The 23104-nt window shown below is 42.9% G+C and carries 22 protein-coding genes; 12 read left to right on the forward strand and 10 right to left on the reverse strand.

Annotation, left to right across the window (positions count from 1 at the left end; all coding sequences use genetic code 11):
• Positions 1–24 precede the first annotated feature (24 nt).
• From B2746_RS04510 to B2746_RS04520, 3 genes are all read left to right on the forward strand, one after another.
• The gene (locus B2746_RS04510) at positions 25–741 is read left to right on the forward strand and encodes an SDR family oxidoreductase (protein ID WP_290791395.1); all 717 of its coding nucleotides are present in this window, start codon (positions 25–27) and stop codon (positions 739–741) included.
• 34 nt (positions 742–775) lie between these two features.
• Positions 776–1999 (forward strand): proline dehydrogenase family protein, encoded by a 1224-nt coding sequence (locus B2746_RS04515; RefSeq protein WP_290791397.1) that lies wholly within the window; start codon positions 776–778, stop codon positions 1997–1999.
• A gap of 103 nt (positions 2000–2102) precedes the next feature.
• Entirely contained in the window at positions 2103–2648 is a 546-nt protein-coding gene (locus tag B2746_RS04520) for a DUF412 family protein (protein ID WP_290791399.1), read from the forward strand.
• Here B2746_RS04520 and B2746_RS04525 read toward each other — a convergent pair.
• Complete coding sequence (locus B2746_RS04525) at positions 2645–3148, reverse strand: GAF domain-containing protein (RefSeq protein WP_290791401.1); 504 nt, start codon at positions 3146–3148, stop codon at positions 2645–2647. The genes B2746_RS04520 and B2746_RS04525 overlap by 4 nt on opposite strands.
• Before the next feature lie 100 nt (positions 3149–3248).
• Here B2746_RS04525 and B2746_RS04530 point away from each other — a divergent pair, with 100 nt between their 5' ends.
• The 8 genes from B2746_RS04530 (at position 3249) to B2746_RS04565 (ending at position 10829) form a co-directional block, all read left to right on the forward strand.
• Positions 3249–4043 (forward strand): thymidylate synthase, encoded by a 795-nt coding sequence (locus B2746_RS04530; RefSeq protein ID WP_290791403.1) that lies wholly within the window; start codon positions 3249–3251, stop codon positions 4041–4043.
• Between the two features lie 46 nt (positions 4044–4089).
• On the forward strand, positions 4090–4602 hold the full coding sequence (locus tag B2746_RS04535) for a dihydrofolate reductase (RefSeq protein ID WP_290791405.1): 513 nt from the start codon (positions 4090–4092) through the stop codon (positions 4600–4602).
• A complete protein-coding gene (locus tag B2746_RS04540; RefSeq protein WP_290791407.1) occupies positions 4592–5395 on the forward strand; it encodes an O-methyltransferase in 804 nt (267 codons plus the stop codon). Before B2746_RS04535 ends, B2746_RS04540 begins: the two co-directional genes overlap by 11 nt.
• A gap of 71 nt (positions 5396–5466) precedes the next feature.
• Positions 5467–6579: a Re/Si-specific NAD(P)(+) transhydrogenase subunit alpha gene (locus B2746_RS04545; RefSeq protein ID WP_290791409.1), complete on the forward strand. Its 1113-nt coding sequence runs from the start codon at positions 5467–5469 to the stop codon at positions 6577–6579.
• Positions 6580–6597: 18 nt separating this feature from the next.
• Positions 6598–6909, forward strand: coding sequence for an NAD(P) transhydrogenase subunit alpha (locus B2746_RS04550; RefSeq protein ID WP_290791411.1), 312 nt, complete (start codon positions 6598–6600; stop codon positions 6907–6909).
• Between the two features lie 17 nt (positions 6910–6926).
• On the forward strand, positions 6927–8375 hold the full coding sequence (locus B2746_RS04555; RefSeq protein WP_290791412.1) for an NAD(P)(+) transhydrogenase (Re/Si-specific) subunit beta: 1449 nt from the start codon (positions 6927–6929) through the stop codon (positions 8373–8375).
• 25 nt (positions 8376–8400) lie between these two features.
• Entirely contained in the window at positions 8401–9774 is a 1374-nt protein-coding gene (locus B2746_RS04560; RefSeq protein WP_290791415.1) for a methyltransferase RsmF C-terminal domain-like protein, read from the forward strand.
• An 80-nt stretch (positions 9775–9854) separates the two neighbouring features.
• Positions 9855–10829, forward strand: coding sequence for a LysM peptidoglycan-binding domain-containing protein (locus B2746_RS04565; RefSeq protein WP_290791417.1), 975 nt, complete (start codon positions 9855–9857; stop codon positions 10827–10829).
• A 71-nt stretch (positions 10830–10900) separates the two neighbouring features.
• Here the strand turns inward: B2746_RS04565 and B2746_RS04570 are convergent, their stop codons facing one another.
• On the reverse strand, positions 10901–11701 hold the full coding sequence (locus B2746_RS04570; RefSeq protein ID WP_290791419.1) for a DUF4382 domain-containing protein: 801 nt from the start codon (positions 11699–11701) through the stop codon (positions 10901–10903).
• 120 nt (positions 11702–11821) lie between these two features.
• On the opposite strand from B2746_RS04570, the gene B2746_RS04575 reads away from it, so the two are divergent.
• The gene (locus tag B2746_RS04575; protein ID WP_290791421.1) at positions 11822–13651 is read left to right on the forward strand and encodes a gamma-glutamyltransferase family protein; all 1830 of its coding nucleotides are present in this window, start codon (positions 11822–11824) and stop codon (positions 13649–13651) included.
• Here the strand turns inward: B2746_RS04575 and B2746_RS04580 are convergent.
• From B2746_RS04580 to B2746_RS04615, 8 genes are all read right to left on the reverse strand, one after another.
• On the reverse strand, positions 13633–14493 hold the full coding sequence (locus tag B2746_RS04580) for an HAEPLYID family protein (protein ID WP_290791424.1): 861 nt from the start codon (positions 14491–14493) through the stop codon (positions 13633–13635). The two genes, B2746_RS04575 and B2746_RS04580, sit on opposite strands and share 19 nt — an antisense overlap.
• Positions 14494–14603: 110 nt before the next feature.
• A complete protein-coding gene (locus tag B2746_RS04585) occupies positions 14604–15272 on the reverse strand; it encodes a response regulator transcription factor (RefSeq protein WP_290791427.1) in 669 nt (222 codons plus the stop codon).
• Positions 15259–16077 carry a sensor histidine kinase gene (locus B2746_RS04590; RefSeq protein ID WP_290791429.1) on the reverse strand — a complete coding sequence of 273 codons (819 nt, stop codon included), beginning with the start codon at positions 16075–16077 and terminating at the stop codon, positions 15259–15261. Before B2746_RS04590 ends, B2746_RS04585 begins: the two co-directional genes overlap by 14 nt.
• A gap of 9 nt (positions 16078–16086) precedes the next feature.
• Positions 16087–16722: a hypothetical protein gene (locus tag B2746_RS04595; RefSeq protein WP_290791431.1), complete on the reverse strand. Its 636-nt coding sequence runs from the start codon at positions 16720–16722 to the stop codon at positions 16087–16089.
• A 26-nt stretch (positions 16723–16748) separates the two neighbouring features.
• Complete coding sequence (locus B2746_RS04600) at positions 16749–17147, reverse strand: hypothetical protein (RefSeq protein WP_290791433.1); 399 nt, start codon at positions 17145–17147, stop codon at positions 16749–16751.
• 94 nt (positions 17148–17241) lie between these two features.
• Positions 17242–17379, reverse strand: coding sequence for a hypothetical protein (locus B2746_RS04605; RefSeq protein WP_290791435.1), 138 nt, complete (start codon positions 17377–17379; stop codon positions 17242–17244).
• Positions 17380–17735: 356 nt separating this feature from the next.
• Positions 17736–20546, reverse strand: a complete 2811-nt coding sequence (locus B2746_RS04610) for a heparin lyase I family protein (protein WP_290791437.1) — start codon at positions 20544–20546, stop codon at positions 17736–17738.
• 257 nt (positions 20547–20803) lie between these two features.
• The gene (locus tag B2746_RS04615; RefSeq protein WP_290791438.1) at positions 20804–23071 is read right to left on the reverse strand and encodes an aconitate hydratase; all 2268 of its coding nucleotides are present in this window, start codon (positions 23069–23071) and stop codon (positions 20804–20806) included.
• Positions 23072–23104: the final 33 nt, after the last annotated feature.

Here is a 23104-nt window from a genome sequence, read left to right on the forward strand (position 1 = left end):
ATTGTTGGTTCAGAAACAGGTTTCATGGAATCGATTAAAGGAAAAAATATTTTGCTGGCGGGAGCTACCGGGGGAATTGGAAAAGAAACAGCAAAGCTTCTGATGGCAGGAGGTGCGCAGCTTTTTTTAACCGGTAAAACGGAGGGCAAATTGGCGGATCTGGCGGGCTCTTTGAACCTGGATGATTCCCGATGGATGGCCGCTGATTTAACGAATAGTTCCGATGTTAAACAACTCCATCTGAAATTCTGTGCTGTTAGTCCTTTTATCGATGTATTGATCAATGCCTCCGGTGTTGGCATAATAAAATCTGCTGAACAATTAAGTGAGGTGGAATTTATGCAGGCCATCCAACTTAACCTGGTAGCACCGTTTTTATTGTTACAAAAATTTTTACCCGATTTCAAAGCAAGAAAAAAAGGATTGATTATTCATATTCCAGGTATTTTGGGAAAAGTCCCGATGGCAGGTGCAGCAGCATATAGTGCATCCAAATATGGATTGGTAGGAATGCTGCAAAGTATCCGTGAGGAAGTGAAAAGAACAGATATCCGGTTCACCAATATTTTTCTTGGCGGAGTGGACACTGCTTTCTGGGATCCGATTGATTTAAGGGTGCAACGGGAAAAAATGGTTCGCGCGGATGAAGCAGCCAAAGCGATTTGGTTCCTTTGTCAACAACCGGAATCCGGAGTGGTAAGTGAAATGGTGCTTCAGCCCTTTAACCACCAGGCGATCTGAAATTGCCTTATTTTTGCCGCCTTAATCTTGCTTCATGGATCCAAAATCCCGGATTTCTTTTGATAATACGGAAAATGCCTTTGCCTATAAAACAGATAAATCGCTTCGGAAAGCAAATTTTCTTTTTTCGTCGATGGGATATAACTGGCTGGTTCAATTAGGTACCCGTATTACACCCTGGGCAATTAAGGCCGGAATACCCATTAAAGGCCTGATCCGCAATACCCTGTTTGAGCAGTTTGTAGGTGGAGAAACGCTGGAAGAAACTGCCAGGGTTGCTGATTTACTGGGAAAATACCAGGTTCAGGTGATTCTGGATTATGGGGTAGAAGGCGGGGATTATGGAGAGCAGGGTCTGGATCATGCCTGTGAGGAGTTTATCAAGGTGGTGAATTATGCTGCCACCCAGCCGAATATACCTTTCATGAGTATTAAGGTAACCGGATTGGCACGGTTTGGTTTATTGGAAAAACTGGATTCAGCTGCACAGGCAAAGAGTGGATTTGAGGGTCGGATTCACACCGAAATATTATCGGAAGCTGAATTGGCCGAATGGAATCGTGTTATAGCAAGGATGCATCGGATTTGTGAAGCTGCCTCCAGGCAACATGTTGGTGTGTTGATAGATGCGGAAGAAACCTGGATTCAGGATCCGGTGGATGCACTGGCTATGCAGATGATGGAAAAGTATAATAAGTCGGAACCGATTGTATATAATACGATTCAGTTATACCGGCATGACCGGCTCCAGTTTTTGAAAGATAGTTTTCAACAGGCAGAACAGCAGGATTTTATTCTGGGTGCCAAACTGGTTCGGGGCGCTTATATGGAAAAGGAAAGAAAAAGAGCGGAGGAAATGAATTATCGTTCGCCCATCCAGCCCAATAAGGAAGCCTGCGATCGTGATTATAACTGGGCAGTTGAATATTGTATTGAACATATTGAGCGGATTGCCACGATCATCGCATCACATAATGAATACAGTAATTTGTATGCGACTCAATTACTGGAGAAAAAAGGGCTCTCACTTCATCATTCGCATATTCATTTTTCACAACTCTATGGCATGAGTGATAATATCACGTTTAATCTGGCAAAGGCTGGTTGTCCGGTTAGTAAATACCTGCCATTTGGTCCAATTGGCGATGTGGTTCCTTACCTCATGCGCAGGGCACAGGAGAACAGTTCAGTAGCCGGACAAACAGGCCGTGAACTGGGTTTAATCAAAAAAGAAATGAAGCGGAGATTAAAACGTTAAAAGCGATTGCACCTGCTTATAGTTATCCACTTTTTATTGCTTTGGTATCATAGTTGTTGTTTTAGATCAGCATGAGTTGATTTCTACGCTAAACAGCATTTCTATGATTCAGTTTTTGGCCGTTACTACCTATGAGGTAGGACGCTACGCGCAGGTAGTAGTAATCTGTAGCATTCCCATTATAATACTTACAATTTCCGGAATTCTTTGGTTGCATTACCGTCGCAGAAAAAAACTGGATCCGGTAGAAGCACAATTACGCGAAACCATTCATCAAAAAATAAAATTGCAGGCTATGGAAAACGAGTTCAAACAAACGGATACAGATGTGCGCTATTTGCAGGATATGTTGCAGGAGAAGCAGCTCCAGATTGAGTTTCTTCAAAATCAACTTTCTCAGCGGATTCGGAATTTCCACGATGTTGAAGCACGTGAAGAACAGATCCGTCAGGATTTGAAGCAGAAAGAAGATGCTTTGATTGAGCTGAAAAATCAGGTTAGTCTGAAAGCGGATGAACTGGCCAGGATGGAAGATAAACTCCAGCAGCAGGCAGGCTTTCTTTCCGGTTTACAGGAACATCTCTCCCAGGGAATAGAACAGCTCAAAGGTGTCCGGGAAAAACATGCCCCCCTTGTTGCTGTTGGCTAACCTTCTTGCACCCTTCGGGTAAACCCGACGGGTGCAAGAAGGTTCATGATTTCTTCGAGGAAGCGTTGATCGGTGGTGTCAAATTGGTTGAGTTGATCGGCGTCAACGTCGAGAACCCCGATAACAGTACCATTTCGGAAAATCGGTACCACGATTTCTGATTTGGAAAGACTGCTACAGGCAATATGACCAGGGAATTTTTCCACATCCGGAACAATCAGGGTTTTGGCTTCTTTCCAGCTGGTGCCACAAACTCCCCGGCCCATGCGGATGCGGGTACATGCCACCGGTCCCTGGAAGGGACCAAGTACCAGTTCATCTCCTTTTACCAGATAAAAACCAACCCAGAACCAGCCAAACTGTTCTTTCAGGGCCGCAGCAATATTGGCAAGGTTGGCGATTTCATCCGTTTCACCTTCCAATAAGCCTTTGATTTGAGGAAGCAGGGATAGATATTGTTCCTCTTTTGTCCCTTTATTTATAAGTAAATCTTCTGCCATCCTGCAAAATTAATCATTTTGTTTCCACAAGTTTCCCACCCGACCGGTGGCACCCGACCGGTGCCACCGGTCGGGTGATGGAAAAGTGTAACTTGCAGGCATGCAACAGTATCACCAGTTATTGCGACATATTTTGGAAAATGGGGTGGAAAAATCGGATCGTACAGGTACCGGAACCATCAGTTGTTTTGGGTATCAGATGCGGTTTAATCTGGCAGATGGGTTTCCCCTTGTAACTACTAAAAAAGTACACCTGAAAAGTATTGTGCATGAACTGCTGTGGTTTTTGCAGGGCTCTACGAATATTTCTTATCTGAAGGAACATGGCGTCAGCATCTGGAATGAATGGGCGGATGAAGCCGGTGAGCTGGGCCCCGTTTACGGAAAACAATGGCGCAGCTGGGAGGGAAAGGATGGGAAAGTGGTGGATCAGATTACGGAGTTGGTTCAGCAGTTAAAAAGCAATCCGGATAGTCGCCGCCTGATCGTAAGTGCCTGGAATGTGGCCGAACTCTCTGAAATGGCTCTTATGCCCTGTCATACGATATTTCAGTTTTATGTTGCCAATGGTAAACTGAGTTGTCAGTTGTACCAGCGCTCAGCGGATGTTTTTTTAGGTGTGCCATTTAATATCGCCTCCTATGCATTACTTACCCTAATGCTGGCACAGGTTAGCGGATTGGAACCAGGTGAATTCATTCATAGTTTTGGGGATGTCCATATTTATTGCAATCATCTTGAACAGGTTCAACTACAATTAAGCCGGGATCCATTTCCATTACCAACGATGAAAATCAATCCGGATGTAAAAGATATTTTTGGTTTCCGCTTTGCCGATTTTGAATTGGTAGGCTACCAGAGTCATGGGGCTATAAAAGCGCCGGTGGCGGTTTAGGAGGAAGTGAAAGGTGAAAGGTGAAAGGTGAAAAATATGAGTAAATATGAAAATTAGTTTGGTGGTGGCGGTAAGCGAAAATCAGGTGATTGGTAAAGACAATCGCTTATTATGGAAACTGCCCAATGATATGAAATTCTTCAAGAATACCACCTGGGCGATGCCGGTTATCATGGGTAGAAAAACCTTTGAAAGTTTGGGTAAGCCTTTAAACGGAAGAACCAATATTGTTCTCACAACAAAAACTAACTGGGAGGCACCCGGAGTGTTTACGGTACACGATTGGAAAACTGCTCTATCAGTAGCCCGAGACACAGATGCAAAAGAAGTTTTTGTAATTGGCGGTGGGGATATTTACCAGCAAAGTATGGAGTTTTGTCATCGTGTTTACCTCACTCGTGTTCATACAACCATTGAAGGCGATACATTTTTTCCGGTATTACCAGCTGATCAATGGAAGTTGCATTCCAGACTGGATTTTCCAGCCGATGAGAAACATGCCTTTGCCTATAGTTTCGAAATTTGGGACAGTAACGGAAATGAGCTGAATGGAGTATAAGCCGTACAGTAGTATTGAATTAGGTGCTAAATATCTTCGATATTGGTGTACTGCAGGGAATGGAAAAGGGCATGGGATTCATTCTCCCTTTGTTTATGCTCTTATTCGCGATGTATTGAATGACAGGGGTGAATATTATGCCTATTCCCAAATCGAAAAACTACGACTCCGGCTTGAACATGATAAGCGTAAAATTGAGCTTGTTGATTTAGGTGCTGGTGGTAAAGGGAGAAGACTGGAATCCATTTCTACCCTTACGAAACGAACTTCCAAATCAAAAAAACTGGGCAGGCTCTTATTTCGCCTGACCAATTATTTCCAGCCGGTTAATATGATCGAGCTGGGAACTTCGATGGGATTGTCAGCGGCTTATATGTACGCAGGGAATACCAAGGGCCAGTTAATTACCCTTGAAGGGGCTCCGGAAGTTGCTGAAAAAGCAAGAGAAAATTTCAGGTATCTTGATTTTAATAAAATTCAAACAATCACCGGAAATTTCGATGATACCCTTGCAACGGTATTAGCAGGGATGAAACAGGTAGGTTTTGCCTATATAGATGGCAATCACCGCTATGCACCCACCCTGCGTTATTTTGAGCAGCTGCTTACAAAAACAAGTGCAGGTTCTGTACTGATTTTCGATGATATTCACTGGAGCGAAGAAATGGAAGCTGCCTGGGAAAAAATAAAGTTGGACCCGGCTGTTCGGTGTACAGTGGATTTGTTTTTTATCGGACTGGTTTTTTTCTCAGACTCCTTTATGTATCCGCAGCATTTTACGATCCGGTTCTGATTAAATCTTTTCTAACGTCTTTTAGTATCCGTAATAAAACTTAAATTGGTGGGGAATCAAATTGCTCCAGCATGACCATTGGCGTATTGAAAGAACCCGCTTCAGAAGCCAGGGTCTCCATCTTACCGGAGGCAGTGGTAGCGCTGCTGAAAGCTGGCCACCAGGTTTGGATTGAAAAAGATGCCGGGCGACTTGCTTTTGCTTCGGATGAGCAATATGAAAAAGCTGGAGCTATTCTGTTGAACCGGGAAAAAATCTGGGAAGCGGAATGTATTCTGGGAATTCAGTTGCCCGAAAACCTTCCTGTTCAAAATCTGAATAATAAAATTCTTATTGGTGTTTACCAGCCTCTTTATAATAAGCTACTGATGCAGGAATGGGCATCAGCCGGATTAACCAGTTTTAGTTTAGATATGTTGCCAAGAACTACCCGTGCGCAAAGTATGGATGTGTTGAGTTCTCAGGCAAATATTGCAGGTTACAAAGCAGTGCTGCTCGCTTCGGCTACTTATCCACGTTATTTCCCATTATTTATGACTGCCGCAGGAAGTATTACTCCTGCGAAAGTACTGATATTAGGTGCCGGAGTTGCGGGCTTACAGGCTATTGCAACTGCCAAGCGGCTGGGTGCGGTGGTGGAAGTATTTGATACCCGTCCGGCTGTAAAAGAAGAAGTAAAAAGTCTGGGTGCTAAATTTATCGAAGTGGAAGGTGCTGCTGATGCAAGTCAGGCAGGCGGATATGCCGTGGAACAATCCGACGATTTTAAAGCGAGACAGCAGCAAAAAATTGCTGAAAGTATTGCGAAAGCTGATATTGTTATTACAACGGCGCAGATTCCTGGAAAAGCTGCCCCTGTCCTCGTACAAACTGAAATGCTCGATGCCATGAGAGCTGGTTCTGTTATCATTGATCTGGCAGCTGCAACCGGTGGCAATACCAGCATGACACAAAATAATGCAACGATAAATTACAAAGGAATTACCATCATCGGAAATTCAAATTTAGCGGCAACACTTCCTTCTGATGCGAGTAAACTGTATGGCAAAAATGTACAGCAGTTTCTTGGATTGCTAACTGGCGAAGGAGCTGTATTGAAGTTGAATTGGGAAGATGATCTGGTAAAAGGAGCCTGCATTACCCATGGTGGTGAAATCCTGCATGAAAGAGTGAAATCAATCTAATTCAATAAAATAATCTGTATGGAAAACATCTTGGAAAAAATTGCAATACACCAGGATTATATCTATATCGTGGTGCTGATGATTTTTCTCGGCATAGAAGTGATCGGCAGGGTTCCCAGTGTTTTACATACGCCGTTAATGAGCGGGGCAAACGCAATACACGGTGTTGTAATTATTGGTGCCATCATCGTGATGGGTAAAGCAGATCCGGATAATTATATCGCACTTATCCTGGGATTTCTTGCTGTAATTCTGGGAACCCTGAATGTGGTTGGCGGATTTGTTGTAACTGACCGCATGCTTGAAATGTTCAGACACAAGCATAAATGAACCATTAATTAAATCGTATGTTGCTCACCATAATATATCTGTTGGCATCTGTTAGTTTTATACTTGGACTTAAAATGTTATCCAATCCGGCTTCAGCGCGAAAAGGAAACAGGATTGCCGCTGCAGGAATGGGGTTAGCAATACTCGGGACTATTTTTTTGTACGAAGAAACCGATGGTACACGACTTGGAAATTATGGCTGGATTTTCGGTGGATTAATCATCGGTACTATAGTCGGGACACTTGCAGCAAAGAAAGTGAAGATGACTGCAATGCCCGAAATGGTGAGTTTGTTCAATGGTATGGGGGGGGCTTGTGCCGCACTTATTTCCATCACAGAATTCAATCATATGGCGGAGATGATCCATCAGCCACATGATATTATATTGGGCGATATCTTTCCCGCCAGTGCCAGCTATTCTGCCTGGGTTGGGCAATCGGTGGTAATCCTGGCCGGACTGATAATTGGCTCGGTTTCTTTTTCAGGAAGTGTAATTGCCTGGGGTAAGCTGAATGGAAAAATTCATGATTTCGCTTTTAAAGGCCAGCACCTGGTGAATATGCTTCTTTTCCTTATCATATTAGGATTGGCAGGGTGGATGGCGGGTGTTTACAAGAATGCTAACCTAACTGTATTCTATCTCATTTTTGTTTTATCGCTCCTGTACGGTGTGTTTTTTGTGTTGCCAATTGGTGGAGCTGATATGCCGGTGGTAATCTCACTCCTGAATTCTTTTACCGGAGTGGCAGCGGCCTGTGGTGGGTTTTTGTATAATAACAAAGCGATGTTAACCGGTGGTATTCTGGTTGGTGCAGCAGGAACCCTGTTAACCATACTTATGTGTAAAGCAATGAATCGTTCTTTGCTGAATGTGCTGGTCGGTTCTTTTGGAGGTGGGGCTACAGCTAAGATAGAAGGAGGAAAAGCACCCGGCAATTATAAAGAGATTACTTTATCTGATACAGCCGTTTTATTAACCTATGCACATAAAGTAATGATTGTGCCCGGGTACGGATTGGCGGTTGCGCAGGCCCAGCATGCCTGTCATGAACTGGAAAAATTATTGACAGAAAAAGGAGTGGAAGTGAAATACGCTATCCATCCGGTAGCTGGTCGAATGCCCGGACATATGAATGTTTTGCTTGCAGAAGCAGATGTGGATTATGATCATCTGCTTGAAATGGAAACAGCCAATGAACAATTTTCCACTACAGATGTGGTATTGGTGCTGGGGGCCAATGATGTGGTTAATCCGGCTGCCAAAACGGATCCTGCATCACCCATATATGGAATGCCAATTCTTGAAGTGGAGTTGGCAAAAAACTGTATCGTTAATAAACGCAGTATGAAACCGGGATATGCCGGTATTGAAAATGACCTCTTTTTTCAACCCAAAACATCGATGTTGTTTGGTGATGCAAAAAAAGTACTGGAATCAATTACGACAGAAATTAAAAATCTCTAAGTCGTAATTTTGCAAAAAAGCGTACTTGAAGATTCCAGCAGCATTTATTAAGCAGATGGCCGGAACTCCCGGATGGAAGGAAGCTGATTTTTGTACCATTTTGGAAAGTGGAGAACAGGTGCAAAGTATTCGGTTGAATTCGCGGAAAATGAGTGATCCGGATCAATTAAATTTTAAGGAACGAACAGCAGTTCCATGGGCTTCCACTGGATTTTATTTACCAGAGCGTCCGAAATATACACTCGATCCTTTGTTACACGCAGGTGCTTATTATGTACAGGAAGCCAGCAGTATGTTTCTCGAACAGGCAATTAATCAGTTGCTGCCGGGAAAAAATGGACTACGAGTACTTGATTTATGTGCTGCCCCTGGCGGAAAATCAACCCATCTTCGCTCTCTTTTTCCGGATGACACGGTATTGGTTAGCAATGAGGTCATTAAGAGCCGGGTTACCATTCTTGAGGAGAATCTGTTGAAATGGGGTAATAGCAATCAGATTATTACGAATAATGATCCCAGGGATTTCAGTAAAGCGGATCTGTTGTTTGACATAATTGTGGTAGATGCTCCCTGTAGCGGAAGCGGACTGTTTCGAAGAGATCCAAAAGCCATGGAAGAATGGTCAGAGGAACTGGTGGAGTTGTGCAGTCAGCGACAAAAACGTATACTCACGGATATCTGGCCCTGTCTGAAAGAAAATGGATGGTTGATTTATTCCACCTGTTCTTATTCCATGCAGGAAGATGAATCAATTGTTGATTGGGTATTATCCGGTTTTGAAGCAGGTTCGGCAAAACTTCAGCTGGATCCTTCCTGGAATATTGTTGAAACGGAATCGCCGGTAAAAAAAGGTTTGGGATATCGGCTTTATCCGGATCGATTAAAGGGTGAAGGGTTTTTTCTGGCCGCTTTTAAAAAAGGAGGCGAAACAGAAAAAAAACCGAGCCGTAAAAACCGGGTAAAACTGGAGAAGGCAACCAAACAACAGGTAGAAGATATCCGGGAATGGGTGCAACCCGAACTTGCGGCATTTTACATGCTGAATGGTATGATGGTGGGAATGGGGGAGCAGGTACCTGAGCTCATAGGGGATTTATCGCCCCTGTATATACGCAGAGCCGGGGTTACTCTGGGTAAATGGGCTGGAAAACAATTGCTGCCTGATCATGCATTGGCACTCAGCATGAATTTAAGTGCAGCTATTTCCCGAATTGAATTGCAGGATACATCAGCCCTGCAATACCTTAGGAAGGAAGAGATTCATATAGATTCAGCAAAGCCTGGCTGGAACCTGGTCACCTATAAAGGATTAGGGCTGGGATGGATGAAAGTATTACCCAATCGTTCCAATAATTACTATCCAAAGGAGTGGCGGATTTTGATGCAAAGCGGTCGGTGATTGGTCTATTAACCTGCTTTTAGCTGCAATTTTGCCTAGAAAGCACCATATTTGCAGGAATACTAAAATTCGTAGTCCTGATGCAAAAAAAGCCGATTCTCTGGATATTGTTTTTATTTCTGTCTGTAACCACACTGGCTCAGGCTGATTTGGAAGTAAAAGGAAGCAGTCCGGATTTATACCTTCAGCATAAAGTGGCCGCCAAAGAGACCTGGTATAGTGTTGGCCGTTTATACAATCTACATCCAAAGGATATTGCTCCTTTTAATAATACGGATATGAACAGCGGACTGAAAATTGGTCAGTTACTGAAAGTCCCGCTTTTATCTGCCAATTTTTCGCAGGATGAAAAGAAGGCTTCAGATGAAGTATTGGTGCCGGTTTATCATCGTGTAGCGGAAGGGGAGTGGATGTTTCGGGTTAGCGTTAATCATAATAAAGTTTCACTTGATAACCTGGAAAAATGGAATGGAATAACAAGAAATCAGATACGTCCGGGTATGGAATTGATAGTAGGATTTCTTAAAGTGAAAAAAGACCTGTCTGCATTAGCATCAAAAGCCGTACAGAATACAGTAGCTAAAAAAGAAACGACGCAACCCAAAGCACCTATAGAAGCACCCAAAGAAGAAAAGCAGGTGCCTGTAACCAGTGCTCCGAAAACGAATGAGAAACCGGCTCCTGCTCCAGTGTTTAAGCAGGAGGAATTACCTGCATCCTCCGGAACCGGTACTGCTGTTAATTATAATGGTGGATTTTTTAAATCAAACTTCAAAAGCGGTTCTAAATCAGCCAATGGACTTGCTACCATTTTTCGGAGCACCAGCGGATGGAAGGATGGAAAATATTATGCGTTGATGGATAATGTGGCGATTGGTACCATTGTACAGGTGCGTCATACCGGTACTAACAAGGTTGTATATGCGAAAGTACTGGGACAATTATCTGCTATCAAAGAAAATGCCGGACTGACCATCCGAATCAGCAATGCAGCTGCGGCTGAATTGGAGGCAGGAAATCCGGATATGCGCTTTACGGTAGAAGTAAAATACTAGGAGAGGAGGAGAAATAGCAGAAAGGGGAGTGCATTGCTGCACTCCCCTTTTTGTCCAGGTAACCATCTAAACTAGTTCAATTCAAGTTGTACTGTATCTACCAGGGTGGTTTGTCCAAGTGTTACAGAAACTTCTTTTTGTACAGTTTTAAAACTGTCAGGAGCCGGATAAAAATGCAAGGAATAATTACCTGCTGGGATATCACGGAACTGATAATTACCATTATTGGTAGCAGTTGTTGAAACAGTATCTGTTCCATCCAGTGCGAAAATGGTGGTAAGAATGGAATCCGGAGCAACAAAGCCTTTTACAATTCCACCGGATGGTACCATGGATAATACGCGGATAACAGGCTTCAGGATATATTTTCCGCTATTACCTGCCGGAACAATTGATTTTGCAGCATCAAAATCAAGTACAAGACGATATAATACGCCACCAGTTAAATCACTATTCACCAACACTTTCAAACCCGATTGTTGTGCACTCGGAGTGGTAAGCATTTCTTTCTGTCCGTCTGTTGTAATTACATAATTATTTTCACCAAGAATCAGACGAAGCTGGTTCATTTTTCCGGCTGGAAGGCTGGCGTCTGCTAGCAGCGTGTCGCGTCCATTCGTTAACTCCAGCAAATTATATACGCCGGGATGGGTGCCGGACAGGGGCGTCCATGCTGCACTATCGCCTCCCCTATTAATCTGTATTTCTTTAATATCAACCCATACTTCTTTGATGTTTGGATTGGGTGCATCCGTAAGTCGAACTTCTAAACGGGCAGTATCCGGATTTGCATCATCATCCTGGCTGCAGGCAATAAGGAAAACTGCGAGACCAGTTCCCAAGAAGATTGTTTTAAAGAGGTTTGTTTTCATAAGTTTATCATTTTTAATCAGCTGCTAAGCTTGGTTCCAAAACTGTTCCAATCTCCCAAAATGTGAATAAGTTTTAGGGTATATTTGTTAAGGCTGGTTTAACATATTTGAATTTTTTTTATGAAAAAAGCATGGTCGTTCTTTGTTTTAGTACCAGTTTTGGTTTTTGCACAAAACACACAAAAACCGGTATTACATGGCAAAAACTGGATGGCTATAACAGGGAAGCCATTGGCAGCAACTGCAGGTGCCGGAATTTTTCAGAAAGGGGGAAATGCGGTTGATGCAGCCTGTGCCATGTTGGCTGCAACCTGTACCATGTGGGATGTATTAAGTTGGGGTGGAGAAACGCAGGCATTAATTTATCATCCGGGATTAAAAAAAGTAATAGGGATAAATGCATTGGGTTTTGCTCCAACAGGTGCTACTCCTGATTTTTTTAAAGAAAAAGGGTATGATTTTCCTCCGGAATATGGTCCCTTGGCTGCGGTTACTCCTGGTACACCAGGCGGACTTTTCACCATGCTGGCAGAATATGGTACAATGAGTTTGTCGGAGGTATTGGCACCAGCAATTGAGTTGTCTTCCGGTTATCCGATAGAGGCACAAACAGCTAACAGTATAGAACGCGAAAAGAAAAGAATAAAAGAATGGCCCTATTCCGCTAAAGTTTTTCTTCCGCATGCCGGCCAAAAAAGAGAGGCTCCTGTAGCAGGTGAAATTTTTGTTCAGCAAAATTTACTGAGTACCCTGAAAAAATTAGTTGAAGCAGAAAAGGCTGCATTGAAAAAAGGCAAATCAAGAAAGGAAGCAATCTATGCAGCTTATGATCGTTTTTATAAAGGAGATATTGCAGCTGAATATGTTAGGGGCTGTCAGGAACAGGGTGGATTGATAACTATGCAGGATCTGGCAAATTGGAAAGTGATCGTTGAGGAACCGATGAAAGTAAATTATAAGGGAATAGATGTTTACAAGTTATCGCAATGGACACAGGGCCCAATGTTATTACAAAGCTTACAACTACTGAATGAGGTGGATATAAAGTCAATGGGGTATAATTCATCCAGGTATATACATACGGTATATCAGGCAATGAATCTGGCTTTTGCCGATCGTGATTTTTATTATGGCGATCCCTGTTTTCCTCCTGTGGAACCGATGCAAGGGTTACTGTCGCCGGCATATGCAAAACAAAGAGCGAAATTGCTTTTGTCAGATAAAAATGATATTGAAATTGGTCCGGGTGATCCCTATCCATTTCAGAACGAAAGCAATCCTTATAATGAATTACTGACTCACTGGAATGAAAGTAAAGAAATCGTTGCAGCGCCAGATGCCGATTACCTTGATCAGGTTTGGCGGGGAACAACCAGTGTACAGGCTGCTGATAAGGATGGCTGGGTAGTTTCGATTACACCAAGCGGGGGATGGGTACCTGCCTGTATAGCTGGTGAAACCGGAATTGGGATGAGTCAGCGAATGCAGAGTTTTGTTTGTGATTCGGCTTTAAATCCATTTAATGTAGTTGCTCCTGGAAAAAGACCAAGAGTAACCCTGACACCTACCATGGCATTAAAAGAAGGTCGTCCTTTTCTTTCTTTTGCGGTACAGGGAGGAGACACACAGGATCAAAATCTGTTACAGTTTTTTCTGAATATGACGGAGTTTGGAATGAATGTACAGGAGGCAGCAGAAGCACCTAATTTCAACAGCTATCAATATTGGTTATCGCTTGGCGGAAAAGACAGAAGGCCTAAACCCGGACATCTTTTACTGCATGAATCCACTCCAGACTGGATCCGGAAGGAATTGAAGAAGAAAGGATATATCCTAAGATTTGAACCACGTACTTCCGGTCCAATCAATGCTATCTGGTTCGACTGGAAACATGGTAGTTTCTGGGGTGGGTCAAGTAATTATGGAGAAGATTACGGAATCGGATGGTAGGCATGCCGAATAGCTTTATGTCCAGGTTCATAAATTACTCGGATAAATGAACTGAAACGCTGGTTTTCTCTTCGTATAGGGATCCCTGTTACAATTCCCACCATAAAATTATCAGCAATGCTTACCCGCATTTGAGGTCTGATCGTCATATCAAAATCATTCTTTTGAAAGTTCTTATTAAATTCAACTCCAATAAAATTTCTTGTGCCGCTTATCATATAATGAAAATTGGTATGAAGCTCCCATGATGTTGTGGCAACATGATCTTTCGGATGGTGAATAGCTGGTCCGGTATAAATCAGGGTATGGTAATTTGTTCCCCATCTTTTAGCAGCAACCAGAAAAGGGTTGTAAAGTTGCCCATTGAAGGGGGCGCCCTTTCCATAATTTCGAAAGGAGATGAGTTCAAATTCATGTATATAACCAATTGCCAGGGACGTGTTTGCATGATCGGATACCAGGAATGTATATTGGGTGGCAAGTTTTATACTATTTAATCTGCTATCAGGTGTTTTGGTTCGGTCATTAGAACCGGAGGGGTAGTAAAAGCTGAAGGGCAGTTCCACTTCAAATCCCCATCTGTCCATTGGTGCGAACTCATATTCAACCAGAGCTGTATAAGCGTCATAACGGTTATTATCGGTAATCCCCATTCCGATATTCCATTCTTTTTCCCCTTTTCTCGCGCCGAGATCACGGATCAGATCCACATAAAGAGGCTCAGCGTGCAGAACTTTTGGTTTTTGTTTTGGTGTTTCTATTTCTGCGATATAAATACTGTCGCTGATAATTTTTTGATTTTTTGCAGCATCAGGAACATTTTGTGCAAGGAGTTTGTTCATCAGCATAATGAAAACTAAGAGAACGGTCAGGTGCTTCATGCTGCAAATCTATTTTTCACAAAATGGAAAAATGAGAAGGAAGTATTAAAATTGACCTTTCTAATCAGATTCTAATTTGCATTAACCCAGCCCGCGCGAATGGAGAATAGAACCAGGCCAACCCGGCTTTTTACTTGTAATTTTTCAAACAAAGCTTCGCGATATCCATCAATAGTACGTTCGCTCAGTTTCATGGTGAGTGCAATTTCTTTATAGGTCATTTCAGAAGCTGCATATTTGATAAATTCCATTTCTCGCTCTGAGGGTCGGACGGCAGGTTCAATGTTCTTTTCTTCACGGTGAATGGTATGAACAAGTTTCCCAGTCACAAAGTCGCTGTAATAAAATCCTTTTACGAGAATTTCACTCAATGCGCGATGTAATTCTGCCTGGGTGCAATCCTTGAGTAGATAACCCCTGCAGCCCGCGCGGATCATTTGAATTACAGAGGCTTCATCGTCGTTCATGCTGAGGGCGAGTAATTTTATTTCCGGAAACAGTTTACTAATTTCGCGGGCGGTTTCCACTCCGTTCATCACGGGCATATTAATATCAAGGATACAGATGTCAGGCGCTACAGTTGCTGTTTTTAAGGATTCAATGAGAAGTTTGCCATTATTGGCAAGCAGTATTACAGTGAATTCTGGTGAATCATTGATCAGATGTGATAAGGATTCAGCGATTAACCGGTGATCGTCAGCTATGGCTACATTATATACAGGTTGATTAATTGGTAGCATGATTGATTTGTTTCGGTAAAAGAATATGAATGGAAGTTCCCTGACCCGGACTGGTTTCTATTTGAATGGATGCTCCAACCAATTGAGCTCTTTTTTCCAGGTTTTTTAAACCGGAACCTGCTTCTTTAATGGATTTTGATCCTGCTTCTTCTTTGCTGAACCCTTTTCCGTTATCAGAAATGTTCAACATAAAATAAGTGGCAGTATAATTCATCCGGATTAAAATCTCTGTTGCATTGGCATGTTTGAGGATATTGTTCAGAATTTCCTGAATCATCCGGTACAAAATAATTTCTTTTTTTTCATCAATCAGAAAGTCATCCCCTTCCGTTTCGAAACGAGTACTGATCATGGCCGTCTGTGCAATACGGTCCAGTTCAAATTTAATAGATTCACGCAAGCCATAGCTGGATAACATGTCGGAATTGAGTCCTTTGGAAAGCATACGGATATATTTTATTACATCCGCCAGAATCTGATTCGTGTCTTTGATTCTTTTAAAACTGGTATGCTCTTCCAACTCCTTTTCCAGAATATTCAGGTTGATACGGGCAACACTAAGAAGCTGCCCCATATTATCATGAATTTCCTGGCTTATATCCCGAAGGGTTTGGTCACGACTTTCAATTTGTGTAGTCAGTACTTCTTTTTCATATGATTCCTTCATGTGTTGCTGTTCATGTTGGAGCCGGATTCTTCTTTTTTGACTGGAGAGAATCAGATATACTACAAATCCACTGAGCGCCAGCATGATAATGACAGCTGCCGCCATTGTATAAATAATTTCGAATTGACTGGCATTCATGAGATCTGCTTATTCTGCCTGTGCAGGTTTTTGAACCAGCATGTTAACAGCAAAGGAAGCATAAAATAACCATTCTGAAACAATCAGAAAATTAGTAACGAGTTTTTGACCATCGCCACCCAAAACATTGTGTAACCCAAGTGTAAGAAATGAAATGATAGAATGAAGTAAAATCCCTATTGCAATCCAGAAACTGTGCCGGTAAATGGTTTCATTCCAGTTATATTGGTCAAATAATCGGGCAATATAAAACAGGACCTGCAGAATATGTAGCAGACATGTTAAACTGATAATTACGGTATTGAGGGAATCGTCCGGAGGCTGAAGGTATTTTGCATTGAAGTAAGCGGCTATCCATACAAAGAATATGGATAGCCGAAAACTTCTTTTCATTCGGCCCAGTTCTTCTGCCAGGGCCAGGGTTATAAGGGTATAAAACAGGGGGCGAAATACATGGTAATAAACAAAATTATGTTTATAATAATAAGCCAGCAGCCAGTCCAGCAGCTCCCCACCGGCAGCTACAACGAGAAAGATCAGGAAGTTATAGTTGGTGCGATTTAATTTTTTTTCTCTCGCAAATCCTATGGCTATTCCAGTTCCAATTACCGAAAATTTAATAAGTGTTGTAGTCCAATAATTCATTCCGTTTTTCCGGGGGTTTAAATCATTTACTTTCCACAGATGGTAGGACAAGGGTAATATACTTTATAAATTACTTCTCCTTCACCTGAAGATTTCCCCTGTTGTGATGTTGGGGTTGTTTTGGTTGCGTATAGAATAAAAACCGGACTTGCAAACTCAGGATCTTTGCCATAGTATATAGCAATTCCTTCAATGCCAATCGATTTTCTAAGATCATCCAAAACTGAAACCGGAAGGTACATCCCATTCCTAAATGTTTTCTTGAAATCGGGATCTGCCTGGTAGTTTCTTTCATATTCGGCGGCCTGTTCTGCTGTTATTTTTACTGCAATATGTTTTTCGTCCGCCGGAATTGTAATTGGTTTGGTTGATTTACAGGAGGCCATTACCAGAACACTTAGCAACAGGATGAATACATTCTTCATAGTAGACTTATTGAGGTTATTAATGTGAGCGGTTAAAAACCAGGGTTTGTACAGGTACGCACCCTGGGAAGCATGGAGTAAGCACAATAAGAAATTAATCATTTTGGTTCATATCTCTGTCTTGTTGTTTTTTTTGCATCAGCACAATAACCATTGTTATCAGTGTCAGTCCAGCAAGGATTAACATCAGCCAGGGAATGGAGTGAACAGAAAGGTCAAGTAATCTTTTCATACATAGTTCAGGGAGTTTAAGCCGGTAAGGCTGTGGTGTCCGGGACAACCACAACCATGACCGACCAAACCTGTTTAGAATTCAAAATTATTGGCTGGCTGCAGGTGGAACAAGGGGATAATACACAGAATAAGGGGGCATTTTTCCCGTAATTAAATAAAAAACCTGCGCAAGGCAGGTTGGAATGAAAACAAATTAACTGCAGCAAAATCAGTATCAGTTGTGGATAAAATAGGTAAGGTAATGGTTACTGGTAAATCGATTGAGTTCATCCCATAAGTAAAAATAGCGGCATTGCCGCTATTTTTACCCCGTCTTATAACGGTATATCAGGGGGTATTTTTCCCGTATTGGGTCTAATGAACCACCACTATTTTATGTTGGACCTGATTCCCTTTTTCATCTCTGATCAGGAGGAAATAAGATCCGCTCTTCCAGTTTTTAGTTTCAATTTTCAATGTTTGTCCCGTTTGAAAATTTGTGAATTGACGATTCATCAGTTTCCCTGCATTGTCAAATACCTGAAGGTGCAGTTTTCCGTCAGCAAATTCATTTCCAATAATTACCTGTACCCACTGATTTGCCGGGTTTGGCTGAATCCTGGTTGTTGATGTATTAGCAAGTTCCCCCGACTCCATAGGACCTGCCAGCTGATCAGCCTGACTGGCGGTTCCGCTACCCGAAATGATAGCAGGGTAATAAATGGTTGAATTCAGGTTGTCAAATGTTGCTTTTGCCCACATTGTACGTGTTGAACGATACAGGTATGTATAGGCTAATTGCCAGCTAACTCCGTTGTTTTTGGAGTACTCAAGCAAGAAACTGTCTCCCTGGCGACGGATCCGGATAAAATCACCAGTCGTAACAACAGCATCCGTTAACCGATACAGGAACCAACCCGGATAATCACCGGCATACAATCGATTATTCGCTACGCCCATCCAGATTTGACCTTGTGTATAAATATGCTGTAACGTATCGTCCGTATCAATAGCTACAAATGCTCCTGCAGATTGTCTGCCTATTGTTACCTGCATTGAAAAATCTCCATTAAGTGGTTGAGCGGCTGCAGCAACAGTAGAGTTGGGCAGGCTTCCTCCTTTCCAAACATTTGTTGCCGGCTGACCGGATCCGCCTCCAAAGCGATTATAGTTTACCATTGTAAGCACCGGCGGTAATACATTAACGATAACGTCATCTGTTGTTAATGCATTGTTGTCATCGGTAACCAGGAACCGATAAGTATAGGTACCCGGCTCCAGATTGGTGATGGTAATGGTGTTTTGAACGGAGTCGGAAATATCTCCACCAGCCGGACCGCTAATTTTTCTCCAGACCTTGGAATAAACTGTCCCATCTGCATCTGTTGAAATCCCGGTGAGTTGGGTTCTGGTTGAAGGAATATTCATGGTTTGATCAGGTCCTGCATTTGAAACCGGCGGTATATTGGCTGCAGCTTTTACAGCAAAATCCTCCAGTCGGTTAGAGACATTTCCAAATTTGATCTCATCGATAAATAGTGTGATTTTTGAAGCATCCGGACGTATTGCCCAGTTGTTTCCAAAAGCCCATTTATAGATTCCCATCTGAACATATGGTTCCTTACTGTGGAAGGCATCGTCTTTCCAGTTACCACCCAGGTATTCAAATACGAGTTGTCCGTTTTTATATAATCGAACATAACCTGAATCAGCACTGGTATAATTTCTGTTAAGCACCCAGTCTTCCCAAACATCTTTTACAACGGGCCCAACATCCGTATTATTCGTTTGCGTGGTGCCGTTAGGCCCAACTCTTGTCAGTACAAATTTATAACGGCCATTTTCCATCCATAATGCATTCGGTTGCGGCCAGTCATCATCCACTGCTTTTGTATTGAATAATATGCTCGTAGGTGTATTGAAATCCGTATTGTAAGATGGGATAAAAGTAGATGCGGCCATCCATCTTAATCCAATAGTGGGACGACTAAATGCATCTGTATTTCCAAGAATTCCCAATGGAGATCCTGAAGGCAGGAAATTCCATACCAATTCGGATTTATAGAAAGGCCAGCTGTTACCCGGACCATCATTCAATTCAAATTTATAAGCAAAGCCTCCTGCTCTTTTTTGTTCACCACTTCTAATTACTGAACTTACGGAAGGATCACCCTGGAAATGGGCCCACTGAACAGGTGGCTGAAGATTGTAATCCATAGTAAGATATGGCATGCCCGGGATTTCACAGTTATCATAAAAAATATAACTGGGTAAAGGAAGTGGTTCCTCTGGTTCTTCGGGTTCCTGTGGATTCTGAACGGTGATAAATTCTGAAGGAGCGGCCGCTGATGTTCCAAATTTTATTTCATCTACAAATAACACAACAGGAGCCAGTTCAGCAGGGTTGTTTCCAATTACTTCATTGATATTTGCCGCCCAGCCACTATTGGATGCGCCAATTTTTAAATAGGGTTCTTTCGCATAAACGGCATTGTTGGATGGCCAGTTCGGACCAGTCACATTTGCTACAAGTTTTCCATAACGATACAATCTTACAAAGCCATCAGCGGATTGGGTATAATTTCTTTCAACTGCCCAATCTTCCCAAATTCCTGGTTGAACATCACCTATATAAATAGACTGACTGCTTGGTATTCCATTATTCCATGTTACCACATGAAAATTATATTGTCCGTTTTGAAGTACCAGATCCTGCGGGGTTGCATAATCGTCCGGGATGTTTTTAAGCATCAGACCAATTGAAACAGGGTAAGAATTTGGCAGATAATTAGCGGGAACCAGTGTGGATACTTTTATCCATCGGAGATCCATTGGCGTACGGTTGGTAGCGGCTGCCTGCCCCATATTGCCGGCCTCCGTTGCATTGGTCCCGGCAGGAAGAAAATTATAAATCAGTTGATTCTGACGGAAATTATCATTTAAATGGGAAGTGCCATCGCGTCTGATTTCAAAACGGTAAGAGGTATTGCCAGCACGGCTTATTTCACTGGAAACAGAAAAGCTTGTTTTAGCATCATCTCCTGTTTTACCACTCCAAAAATTATTAGGATAAGGATTTCCCCAGCCATACTGAGGAGCGGATTCGCAGGGATCATAAAATACGACACCATTTTGGCCATAAGCAGCACAGCTTACTAGTAGTAATAATACTATTAAGTTCTTCACAACAATGTTTTAGTTGTCAATAATAAATAATGGGCTTAGGAGATATTGGATACGGTGGTAATAAGGATTGATATTGGAGACAGAGTAAGCTACTGCAGAGTAATGGGAAAGTGTGGATAAAGTTAACCATTTAGTTGATAAACCGAAATAGTACGGCGAAAAATAAGTGTTTTTACTATGTTCGGGCCAGGGTCAATGGGTAAAAAAAGAGCTGTAAACCGCGTTTACAGCCCTTTTTATCATGTATTAAATAATCGTTATCCTACAAATTGCCGGCGAATAATATTCAGCGCGGCACCTGCCTTAAACCATTCGATTTGTTGTTCATTGTAGCTATGGTTAGCCAGAATGGTTTCAGAACTTCCATCCGCATGGTGTAAAACCAGTTGCAATGGCTGTCCGGGTGTGAAACTGGTTAACCCGATAATATCAATTGTATCGTTCTCCTGAATTTTATCGTAATCATTCTTGTCTGCAAAGGTCAATCCCAGCATCCCTTGTTTTTTCAGGTTGGTTTCGTGAATTCGGGCAAAACTTTTAACCAGAACGGCACGTACTCCAAGGTGACGGGGTTCCATAGCTGCATGTTCACGGCTGGATCCTTCTCCATAATTTTCATCACCAATAACTATTGTTCCGATGCCAGCGGCTTTATAGGCTCGTTGGGTAGCCGGAACCGGACCGTACTCGCCGGACAACTGATTTTTTACGGTATCGGTTTTTTCATTAAAGAAATTCACCGCACCAATCAGCAGATTATTACTGATATTATCAAGATGGCCGCGGAATTTCAACCATGGTCCTGCCATAGAGATATGATCTGTTGTACATTTTCCTTTTGCTTTGATGAGGAGTTTTAAGCCTTTCAGATCCGTTCCTTCCCAGGCCGGGAATGGATCCAATAACTGAAGACGTTTAGATGCTGGATCAACCAGTACCTGAACCCCGCTTCCATCTGCTGCAGGAGCCTGGTATCCGGCATCTTCCACTGCAAAACCGGTAGGAGGAAGCTCGTATCCTGTAGGCGGATCCAGTTTCACCTGTTCGCCTTTTTCATTGGTAAGCGTATCGGTAAGGGGGTTGAAGGTCAGATCACCTGCAATGGCCAATGCAGTTACCAGCTCCGGAGAAGCTACAAAGGCATACGTGTTGGGGTTCCCATCCGCTCTTTTCGCAAAATTCCGGTTAAAGGAATGAACGATGGTGTTTTTTTCCTGCTTTTCTGCACCCATCCGATCCCACATCCCGATACATGGACCACAGGCATTGGCAAAAACCTTGGCACCAATCTGGTCGAATGTACTCAGAAAACCATCGCGCTCAATCGTATATCGAACCAGTTCTGAACCTGGTGTAATCGTGAATTCTGCTTTGGTTTTCAACCCTTTTTCAGCAACCTGGCGAGCCAGGCTAACAGCGCGACTGATATCTTCATAGGAAGAGTTGGTACAGGAACCGATCAGGCCAACTTCCACTTTTGTGGGCCATCCGTTTTTGGCTGCCTCTTCCTTCATTTTGGAAATCGGTGTAGCCAGATCCGGTGTGAAAGGTCCGTTCAGATGCGGTTCCAATTCGCTCAGATTGATTTCAATTACCTGGTCAAAATATTGTTCGGGATTCGCATATACTTCGGGGTCAGCTGTGAGGTGTTCACGAATTCCGTCTGCCAGTGAAGCAACATCAGCCCGTCCGGTTGATTGCAGATAACGGCTCATGCTTTCATCATAGCCGAAAGTGGAAGTGGTGGCGCCTATTTCAGCACCCATATTACAAATGGTGCCTTTGCCGGTACAACTCATGCTGGTTGCGCCTTCGCCAAAATATTCAACAACAGCACCGGTACCGCCTTTAACGGTCAGAATGCCGGCAACTTTCAGGATTACATCCTTGGGGGCTGCCCATCCATTTAATTTACCGGTCAGTTTTACACCAATCAGTTTGGGCATTTTCAGTTCCCATGCCAGTCCGCTCATCACATCACAGGCATCAGCACCACCCACACCTATGGCAATCATACCAAGTCCACCGGCGTTTACGGTATGCGAGTCTGTTCCGATCATCATGCCACCGGGAAAGGCGTAGTTTTCAAGAACAACCTGATGTATGATACCAGCCCCTGGCTTCCAGAAGCCGATTCCATATTTATTGGAAACCGAAGCGAGAAAATCGTACACTTCCTTACTCTCATTTACAGCCCGTACCAGGTCCGTTTTGGAGTCGTCCTTTGCAACGATAAGGTGGTCACAGTGCACCGTTGAAGGAACAGCCACTTTATCACGGCCGGCCTGCATAAACTGCAGCAGTGCCATCTGAGCGGTGGCATCCTGCATGGCTACGCGGTCAGGTGCAAAGTCTACATAACTGTTTCCTCTTTCGAATGCCTGGGTAGCATCTCCCTGCCAGAGGTGGGCATATAAAATCTTTTCAGTAAGGGTGAGCGGACGACCAACCACCTGACGGGCAGCATTTACCCTGCCAGGAAACTGGGCGTACACTTTTTTAATCATCTCGAGGTCAAAAACCATAACTAAAGTATGTTTGAGGTTTGCTATTTCGGT

The organism is Flavihumibacter sp. UBA7668 (assembly GCF_002483205.1).
Classification (GTDB): domain Bacteria; phylum Bacteroidota; class Bacteroidia; order Chitinophagales; family Chitinophagaceae; genus Flavihumibacter.